Source organism: Moorena sp. SIO3E8, assembly GCF_010692445.1.
Taxonomy (GTDB): domain Bacteria; phylum Cyanobacteriota; class Cyanobacteriia; order Cyanobacteriales; family Coleofasciculaceae; genus Moorena; species Moorena bouillonii.
In genome coordinates, this window is the sequence record NZ_JAAHHM010000197.1 from 1 (window position 1) to 9,479 (window position 9,479).

Annotated in this window: 8 protein-coding genes; 3 read left to right on the top strand and 5 right to left on the bottom strand. The window is 42.7% G+C overall.

The window, feature by feature from the left end; all coding sequences use genetic code 11:
• The 4 genes from F6K46_RS36045 to F6K46_RS36060 all read right to left on the bottom strand — a co-directional run bounded on the left by F6K46_RS36045 (position 1) and on the right by F6K46_RS36060 (position 5,066).
• Positions 1-468 carry a sulfotransferase gene (locus F6K46_RS36045; RefSeq protein WP_293117909.1) on the bottom strand — a complete coding sequence of 156 codons (468 nt, stop codon included), beginning with the start codon at positions 466-468 and terminating at the stop codon, positions 1-3.
• Between the two features lie 248 nt (positions 469-716).
• Complete coding sequence (locus tag F6K46_RS36050) at positions 717-974, bottom strand: hypothetical protein (RefSeq protein WP_293061907.1); 258 nt, start codon at positions 972-974, stop codon at positions 717-719.
• A gap of 614 nt (positions 975-1,588) precedes the next feature.
• Complete coding sequence (gene polA / locus F6K46_RS36055; protein WP_293117912.1) at positions 1,589-4,537, bottom strand: DNA polymerase I; 2,949 nt, start codon at positions 4,535-4,537, stop codon at positions 1,589-1,591.
• A gap of 367 nt (positions 4,538-4,904) precedes the next feature.
• A complete protein-coding gene (locus F6K46_RS36060) occupies positions 4,905-5,066 on the bottom strand; it encodes a hypothetical protein (protein WP_293061909.1) in 162 nt (53 codons plus the stop codon).
• A 493-nt stretch (positions 5,067-5,559) separates the two neighbouring features.
• Here F6K46_RS36060 and F6K46_RS36065 point away from each other — a divergent pair, with 493 nt between their 5' ends.
• From F6K46_RS36065 to F6K46_RS36075, 3 genes are all read left to right on the top strand, one after another.
• Positions 5,560-5,736, top strand: a complete 177-nt coding sequence (locus F6K46_RS36065; protein WP_008178810.1) for an NblA/ycf18 family protein — start codon at positions 5,560-5,562, stop codon at positions 5,734-5,736.
• A 548-nt stretch (positions 5,737-6,284) separates the two neighbouring features.
• Entirely contained in the window at positions 6,285-7,163 is an 879-nt protein-coding gene (locus F6K46_RS36070; protein ID WP_293025236.1) for a universal stress protein, read from the top strand.
• An 81-nt stretch (positions 7,164-7,244) separates the two neighbouring features.
• Complete coding sequence (locus F6K46_RS36075; RefSeq protein WP_293061910.1) at positions 7,245-8,486, top strand: SH3 domain-containing protein; 1,242 nt, start codon at positions 7,245-7,247, stop codon at positions 8,484-8,486.
• Between the two features lie 218 nt (positions 8,487-8,704).
• Here the strand turns inward: F6K46_RS36075 and F6K46_RS36080 are convergent, their stop codons facing one another.
• On the bottom strand, positions 8,705-9,427 hold the full coding sequence (locus tag F6K46_RS36080; protein WP_366510759.1) for an aldo/keto reductase: 723 nt from the start codon (positions 9,425-9,427) through the stop codon (positions 8,705-8,707).
• Between the last annotated feature and the right edge of the window lie 52 nt (positions 9,428-9,479).

Consider the following 9,479-nt stretch of genomic DNA (forward strand, 5'->3'; position numbering starts at 1 on the left):
TTACTGAATTTTCCACCAATGCTCTTGAACAAAAGTTTTAAAGATAGAACACAAAATAGCTAGGGGATTCCTAATTAAGAAAATATATTTGGCATCAGGGAAGGTTCTGTATAGCTCAGGAATAATATAATAATATCTTGGAGTTTTATCTAAAAAAAAATTTTTGTCCGATCCCCGAAGCAATCCTTCATATAAATTCAAAGACATTTGTCGTACTGCTTGAAAATAAGCATCTTCACCTTCGGGATGTAAGTTCAAGAAGCTATCGAGTGCTTTCTTACTATTCTGAACGCTGTATTCAGCTTGATATCCATCCCCGCGCAGTGCATAAAGAGGATGTAGCATAATCCAAGGTTCAGACACAGTATAAATTTCTCGATGGGTTCCTAAAATACGCTGAGTCAGGGTAGAACCAGCACGAGGCTGAGAAATCAGAAATATTAAATTTTTCTGGGAAAAGGCAGCCATTGAACAAACCTCGAACATTACAACAAAATGGCTTTGTTACATAAGTTAAGCTGTTCAGCATTTAGATTGGGATACCTAAATTGCTCAAAGGTAACTTCGGATCAACGGATCTGGGAACAGGTAAAAACCAATTTAAATGCGCATCAGCTTATATCCCCTAGCCGCTCTCAAATCAGTATATCTCCTAGGCGCTCTCAACAATCTACAATAATCCTAAACAATCTAGGATTATCTGTTTTGTTCATGCTTCAAGATGGAGAGTTGGGATCATCCACTCCACAAGCTGGCACGGGTAAGCTACCCGTCATCGCTGCTAAATTAATAGCCGCGTTTAAGTCAGGATCCTGAGGGGTTGACATGAGCCCTAAAAAGATTATTATATCAGGCTTTAAGCCAATTAGCTCAGGGAAGATACAGTCTGAAATTAACCCTCGTTGGACTTGGAGATCTAAAGCTGGTTTTATGGTAGAATAGGTGTAAGCTACTAAGCCAGTCAGCGAATTCACCAATAAATTGAACAGACTACGATGACGAGAATGTTCGATCTGGCCAATTTTATTCAGTTGGTCATTGACAGATTAAATCACTGCCTGCTTGCGTAGCAAGATCTTGGGGGTTGCTGAATCTTCGAATGAATAGGAGTAGGGTGGGTATCCTGCTCACCCGAAAATAAGCATGAAACTGGCAAGATGCCAGTTCCACCAAGATGCCCATTCCACAGGTGCGACCCAAGGGGGATTTACTCGCGGCCTTGAGTCGCACCTACTCTTAAAATCATTCCATTATTAAGCAACGCCCTTAAACGGGTGTTGCTTAATTGAAGTATGAATTTAGATTGTCTGATCTTGCAGGGCAAACCCATCTAAATTCTAGAAACCTTACTCATAAAAAATTTCGGCGTTGCTGCTTCAAGGAATAATCTAATAAAAAAGAAAATCATTCCTTGGATAAGCAACGCCCTGGTTAAACCATTTCGCTATTCAGCAATGCCCTTTGGTGGTGGAGTATAAGCCTTTGCGGGTTCGTTACTCTTTGGTGGTGGAGTAGAAGCCTTCGCAGGTTTGTTTATTTCTGAATTAGTCTTGATTTCTGGGGAAGGCTTGGGTAAAAAAGATGCACCCTATTTCGCTTCCATCCAATTTTCCCCAGCATGTATTTCCACAACTAAAGGAACACTTAACTCAACTGCCGATTCCATAGTTTCCCGAATTTTTACCTGCAATTCTTCCCATTCATCAGGGGGAATTTCAAAGATTAATTCATCATGGACTTGTAATAGCAACCGCGCTTGATATTTCTGTAATACTTGATACAGGTTAACCATAGCAATTTTGATAATATCAGCGCTGGAGCCTTGAATTGGCGAGTTAGCTGCTGCTCTTAATGACCCAGCATCATAGGGATTGATACCCTTAAGTTGATCGAGATCAATCTGATCGAGAGGCTTACCTTGCAGCCTTCTAAGACTGTTACCACCAAAGGTAAAGTAGCGACGGCGTCCGAGTATAGTTTCTACATAGCCTTGTGCGATCGCTTTTTTCTTGGTTTCCTCTAAATAAGCAAACACTAAAGGATAGCGCTGGTTCAATCGATCAATAAATTCTTTTCCTTCAGCTGCCGATACCTTAGCTTCCCGAGCAAACCGTTGTGCTCCCATGCCGTAAATTACGCCAAAATTAATTATCTTACCCAAGCGCCGCTCTTCAGCAGTGATGTCTTCTTTATCAAATAACATTTGCGCTGTCAAGGTATGGACATCCGCTTGAGTTTGGTAAGCTTCCACTAGCACTGGCTCTTGACTCAAGTGGGCTAGGATTCGTAACTCAATTTGGGAATAGTCAGCCGATACCAACAGCCAACCGGATTCTGGAATAAAACCCTTCCGAATCTGGCGACTAAAATCAGTACGAATAGGAATATTTTGTAAATTAGGACTAGAGGAGGATAGTCTACCAGTTGTGGTCACGGTCTGGTTGAAATCCGTATGTACTCGTTTAGTATCGGAACGCATCAGTGCTGGTAAAGCATCCACATAAGTAGACTTCAATTTAGATAAACTACGGTATTCCAGAATAGCATCTATTACTGGATGGTCTCCTTGTAATTTAGCTAAGATAGTAGCATCGGTAGAGTAACCCGTTTTGGTTTTACGAGACTTCCTACGATCTAACCCTAGTTTCTCAAACAGTAACTGACTCAGCTGTTTAGGGGAACCTAAATTGAATTCTTGTCCAGCATCTTGATAGGCTTGCTGTTTAATTGCCACTAAATCCTTTTCCAGCTGTTGAGAGAACTGTTCCAGATAATCCTTATCAATACTAATCCCCTGGTATTCCATCTCAGCCAATACCGGTTCGAGGGGTTGCTCTACATCTAGCAACAGTTGCTGCAAAGCTGGAGTTTTCGCCAATTCTTCTCGTAATTTAGAAACTATTCCGAAGGTGGTATAAGCATCCATCCCACAGTAATCGGCTACCGTGGGAATGTCTAAATCTCCGATAGTTTTCCCTTTTGGAACTAAGTCATCATAACTTTTTGCTTCTATTCCTAAATAGTGCAGCCCTAGGTCACTAAGTTTATGGCTAGTTTCGGGATTGAGTACATAACTAGCTAGCATGGTATCGAATACCACTCCTGCTAGCTGAATCCCGTTACAACGGAAGACTAGTCGGTCAAATTTCGTATTTTGTAAGACTTTCGGATAATCCGAGCTTTCTAAAATTGGACGTAGGGATTCTAAGACAATATCCTGGTCTAAATTAGTCCCATCCTTATGACCGGTAGGAATATAAGCAACATCAGTAAGTTCTTTTCCCCAACAACAGCCAATCGCCACCAACTGAGCATCCCGTGGTTCCAAATCACTAGTTTCTGTATCCCAAGCCACAGGATTTCCAGCATCGGTATAGTATTTTAGCTGTTCAACTAATTGATTGAGCTTGTCTACAGTATCGATAATTTGTGGTTGAATCGAACCAGTATTAGACCCTTGCTCTTGAAACTCTTCCGTTTCCGCTGCACTGAAAAAGGAAATACCCTGATCTTCCTGAGTATCAGTATTGCTATCAGTATTGCTATCAGTATCACTATCAGTATCACTATCAGTATCATTTGGGGCATCAGTTTGGATATCCTCTAGCACTACGCCACCAAAACGCTGCTGAAGTTTATCTATTTGACTGATAAATGACTTTAACTCTAACTTCTCCAATAGCGGTTTGAGCACTTGAGGATCGAATCCTTGGAGCTGACACTGGTCTAAATCAATATCGATAGGAGTATCAAATCGCAATTGAACCAAATAGCGAGCATGTTCTGCATCTAACTTACCGACTTCCAGCTTTTTCTTAACCGCACCCTTAATAGTATCAAGGGAAGCATAAATATTATCGAGGTTTTGGTATTCTTTGAGTAACTTAACTGCAGTCTTTGCTCCGATGCCCTTCACTCCAGGAATATTATCGGATGGATCCCCACAGAGGGCTTTATAATCAACAACTTGAGAGGGTAAGACTCCCAATTTTGCTTCTACTTCCTCTAACCCATATTCCGTTGGTCCAACTGTAGCACCCCCTCTAGCAAAGGGACCACTGAGATATAAAACGCTAATCCCTTTATCGGGAGAAACGAGTTGAAATAAATCGCGATCGCCAGATACAACTTTGACCCGATAGCCTTGATCAGTAGCTTGGTGAGCTAAAGTTGCCAATACATCATCAGCTTCATAACCAGGAGAGGTTATTACTGGGATTCTTAACCCTTCCAGTAACTGCTGGAGATTCTTGATATCTGGGAGGAAATCTTCTGGTGTTTCGGTGCGATTGGCTTTATAAGTAGCATCGGCTTGTTGGCGAAAGGTGGCTTCTTTGGTATCGAAAGCAATTGCGATCGCATTCGGGTTTTCTGACTCCATTACCTCTAGCAAAGATTTAATGAAGCCAAAACAGACACTGGTCGGAATTCCAGTTTTAGTCCGTAATCCACCCTGACGACTTTTGGCAAAAGCAAAATAGGAGCGAAAAGCCAGAGAATGACCATCAATTAAAATCATTAGCGGGGATGTTGCCATTGCGGAATCATCAGGGACCGGGGGAGAGTTGTCAGAAGTAGTAGTAGATCTAGGCATAGCCCTATTGTAGCGGTATTGTAGGGATTGCTTGTTTGTTGCCAGCTAGGGAATTCCGGATTAAGTGAGGCTGAGCAGGTAATTAAGAAGGATGAATGCTTAACTGTCTAGTAGGCTCTAAGTCAACTAGCTAATCTTAAGTTAACTATATTTAATTAACTACTATTCCGTTATGGTGCTAGTTGGATCTGACACCATGGGAACGCGCCCCGCGTGACCTAAGGTCAATCGCGTAGCGTCGCCCAAAGGCCAATCCCATCGAGGCGGCTCACTTAACTATGATTGTATATGCAATATAGTTAACTCACTACTATGCCGTTGTGGTACTGGTTGTACTAATTCGGCGTTGCCTCAGTCTTTGAATGAATAGGAGTAGAGTGGGCATCCTGCCCGCCCGAAAATAAGCAGGAAACTGGCAAGATGCCAGTTCCACGCCTGATGGCCATTCCACAAATAAGCAGGAAACTGGCAAGATGCCAGTTCCACGCCTGATGCCGATTCCACGGCAAGATGCCTATTCTACAGGTGCGACCCAAGGCCGCGAACAATCCCTCGCGGCCTTGGAGGCGCGCACCTATTGTGTTTTATCGAATTGTGTTTTATCGAGTATAAGAAACAGTTATAGCACTATGCATTCAGATGTTTGACATTCATAAACTTCGAAACGTAAGTCATAGCTTACTTCTGACTTCTGACTTCTGACTTCTGACTTATAACTTTCGCGTAGCGCTATATACCGAATTAGACAGCATCAATCCTAGCCAGGGAACTTGCTAGAAATAGTCTAGGTCATATATAACCTCAGAATGGATCAAATCCTGGTCATTTTGTCAAATACTTGTTACGATTCTTCATTAAAGGTCAGATAGGTTAACGGTTGATACATTTACCGATACCTAGCCTGATCTAAACTAGGGCTGCTCTAGCCAGCCAAAACCCATGATTAGTTTTTAAGGAGCTCAACTATGTCTAAACCAGTAGAACTTTCCCTGGAGCAAAAATTTAACCTGCGGTCCTTTGAATCTCAGGTCCAGAAAATGAGCCGTGAGCAAGCTCAGGAATTCCTAATCAAACTCTATGAGCAAATGATGATGCGTGAAACAATGTACAAAGAAGTCCTAAAACACGAGTGGGGATTATAGCTAAAGCCCTAGTCTGATTGTTATTCACCTTAATTGAGCCGCGACCTCCTTCTCTTGCTCAATTCCGTAGGTAGGAAAGGAGCTGGGGATGCTGGGGCGTCAACTGCAATTAGCTTAAGACTGCAATTATATTAAGATTTAATTAAAATTAAAATTAATTGATTCAACTTATTGTTAACTAATATCAGGCTAAGTATTATAGCCGCAGGCTTGCTTAACGGTAAGCATATGCGCTACGCGCACGCTACGCGAACAGCGGTCAGCGGTCAGCCGTCAGTAGAGGTAACAGAGATTAAGCGAATGCTTACCTGTTTCATTCAAAAGCACCTCAAGTAGCGTCGGTGGCACAGGCTTCTAGCCTGTGATAAGTGCGAATTACCTGATAGCTGATATCTGATAGCTTACGGATTGGCAATACCCCAATTCACTCTAGGCAAGTCAGGATAAATAGTTTATAAAATTGTATAAATTAATGCAAAACTATCTAAAGTAATTGTAAAGTGTTCTAGTCTGAAAGAAACTCTAAGAAAAAGCCATCCTCCCTGCATATGTTTCAGCATTGCCTAATCTGCACCGATTTCTCTGACGGTTTATATCGGCTAGTAGAGTTTGTCCCCAGTTTAGCGGCTGGTGGGCTTAAGAAAATCATCTTCTGCCACTTTGTTCCGCTTTGGGAAGAGGGAGAAATACCTCGTATTGATGAAGAAGGAATAGAACAAGCTCGCCGCCGCTTTGAAAACGGTTTGACCAATATACCTGAAGGGGTAGAGGTTCACATCGAAGTGACCTCAGGTCGTCCTAGTGACAGTATTCCTAAAATCGCCAAACGTTACCATGCTGATGTCATCCTGATTGGCACGCCAGTGCGCAGCTTATTACAAGAAAAGCTTTTCGGTAGCACTACAGCAACCTTGAGCAAGGAATGTAGTACACCATTGCTAATGCTGCGACCACAACTGATTTCAGCTTACACCTGCGAAGAACTCGATCTACGCTGCCAACATCTATTCCGGTATTTGCTAATTCCCTATGACGGCACTACAGCGTCTCAATCTGTCGTGGAAAGGGTCAAAGAGTATGCTAAACAAGCACCAGATGACTCACTAAAGCAGTGTATGCTGTTGTGGGTAGTCAGTGAAGGGGGGCGCAAAGAATTATCTAAAGAGCCTCAGTTACAAAAAGCTCAAGACAAGCTAGAACCAGTAAAAGCAGAGTTAGAACAGCTGGGCTTACAGGTCAATACGGACGTGCGAGTGGGCAATCCCCGTGAAGAGATTTTAGACACAGCCTTAGAATATGATATTACTGCGATCGCAATCTCTTCCGATCACAAAGGGAAATTCTTAGATTGGTCAGTCCGTAGCTTAGCCGGTGATTTAATGCGCAGCAGCTGGCACCCTGTTCTATTCTTGCCACCACAAAGCTAAGGATAGAGAGTCTGGGGTTTTATCGGAAGTTCTAATAAAATAAAGCCATTCCACTTTGGTAGTGAATAATAAATCCAACATATGATCACAAAGATTAGTGGTTGGCGAAGATTACTAGTGGTGTGCATCTCTGTGGCGCTAGCGTTTACAGCTTTTCCTGCGCCATCTTATGCTACTAGTCCTGCGATCGCTCAATTTACCCCATCGTCTCGTTTAGAAAACATCTCATTTGAGAACCAAGCAAAATTTCAACTAGCTGCGGCTACAGACAAATGCCGCAAAGTAGTGACTAGAGGCAGTGATCTCAATGTCCGCAGTGGACCCGGTAGCAATTACCGGATTATCGGTTTAGTCAAAAACGGGTCTGAGGTTACCCTTGAGCAAATAGTAAACCAAGACTGGGCAAAAATTTCTTCTCCCTTGTCAGGTTATATTTCTCAGCGGTATCTCCAATCCTGTCCACCACCACCTAAGCAGGAATGTCGAATAGTTTCTACCAATACTGGCAGGGGTCTGAATGTACGTCAGAGTCCTGGTGGTAAGATTATTGGTGACTTGGACAATGGCGCTCAAATCACTATCGTCAATAGCAGTACTAATGGTTGGGTACAGGTTGTCTCTCCCCAAAAGGGTTATGTTTCCGACCGGTATCTTAAACCTTGTCCACCACCTCCTCCCAAAGAAGAATGTCGTCTAGTATCGACTAATGGTAACCCGCTAAATGTGCGTGCGACCCCTGGTGGTACGATTGTCGGTGTTCTAGAAAATGGTACTAAAATCACTATCAAGGGTACTAGCACTGATGGTTGGGTACCGATTGTTTCTCCCCGAGAAGGTTATGTGTCTGAGCGGTATCTTCAACCCTGTCCCACTGTCAAAAAAGAGTGTGGTACAGTTACCACTACTGGTAGTGATCTGATAGTGCGTTCAACCCCTGGTGGTCCAAGTATCGGTACATTAAAAAATGGTACCGAGGTCAAGATTGAGAGTATACGTGCAGATGGCTGGCTGAAGATTTCAGAACCCATAATCGGTTATGTGTCTGGCAAGTATGTTAAAATAAAACCTTGTCCAACACCACCACCATCTGAAGAGGATTGTCGGCAAGTTTCAGCACCACAGGGTTTAAATGTCCGCAAAGCACCGTCAAATGATGGCGAGATTATTGGAATTATCGCTGATGGTTCTAAGGTAACGATTGTTAATCGTGGTAGTAATGGCTGGGTTCCTATTTCTGCGCCCTTACAAGGTTATGTTACTGGCAAGTATCTGATCTATTGTCCTGAGTATAAGCCAGAAGAGCCGTCAGCACCAGTAGGTTAAGCCTTAAATCTAGCAGAAGTCAGAAGTCAGAAGTCAGAAGTCAGAAGTCAAACTCTTGCGCTTACTTAGGTTTGAGACTTTTGTCATATCCTAACTGCCCTGGCGACTGCTATATCTCGCAGCATTGTTGATAGGCGATTCAGCTAAGATTGTAGGGTGCGTCAATGACGCACCCTAGTGCTGAGCTGTAGGTATCGAGGGTATACGTTGCTACAGTTTTACGTCCACCGCCGGAAAAATGTATTGTCTTGCCAAGCAGAAGCTGTGCGTGTTTCAATAGCAGTCATTTGTTCTGAACTCAAGGATTGAAATGCTTGGGCTACTTTAAAATTGGATTCTAATTGCTTGACGGATTCGGCAGCAATAATACAACAATGTACTCCCTCCAGAGACAAAACATAACCCATGGCTTGCTCCATTCCATCTAAGACACCATTTTTGAATAACTTGCCATAAGCCGGAACTTTCATGGCAACGACTCCTACATTTTTCTCTCGCGCCACTGGTAAAACAGTTTTAGCAAAAGGACGAGGATGGTGAACATCTGCCGCATTCAGAGAAATTAAGGTAGTATCAAAGGGATAGCGCCGCAACCCCTCTGCAATCACATCCGGTTCATGGTGTCCGGTAATGCCTAAATATTTGACAATTCCTTGTTCTTTTGCTTCTTCAAAGGCTTTGATAGCGCCATTGGGACTAAAAATTTGATCTAAAGTTTCGTGAAAAGACACGTGATGTAATTGCCATAAATCGATAGAATCAGTTTGAAGGCGTTTAAGCGATCGCTCTAACTCTCGCCAAGCCCCATCTCGATCTCGTTGTGCTGTTTTTGTTGCTAAAAATAGACTAGATCTATAAGCAGGTAATACCTGAAGGGGTGACGAAATAGCCTGAAAAGCTTTAAATGTAAAGCTTTCACCATTTTGTGCTAAAAAAAAGATAGGTCTCTTTTGTTCAACAAGACCTACCTATTGACAATGTTACCTGTATTCT

Excerpts from the sequence above, each read along its gene's own strand:
- F6K46_RS36045 (WP_293117909.1), bottom strand. The coding sequence starts at position 468 with ATGGCTGCCTTTTCCCAGAAAAATTTAATATTTCTGATTTCTCAGCCT.
- polA (WP_293117912.1), bottom strand. The coding sequence starts at position 4,537 with ATGGCAACATCCCCGCTAATGATTTTAATTGATGGTCATTCTCTGGCT.
- F6K46_RS36075 (WP_293061910.1), top strand. The coding sequence starts at position 7,245 with ATGATCACAAAGATTAGTGGTTGGCGAAGATTACTAGTGGTGTGCATC.
- F6K46_RS36070 (WP_293025236.1), top strand. The coding sequence starts at position 6,285 with ATGTTTCAGCATTGCCTAATCTGCACCGATTTCTCTGACGGTTTATAT.
- F6K46_RS36065 (WP_008178810.1), top strand. The coding sequence starts at position 5,560 with ATGTCTAAACCAGTAGAACTTTCCCTGGAGCAAAAATTTAACCTGCGG.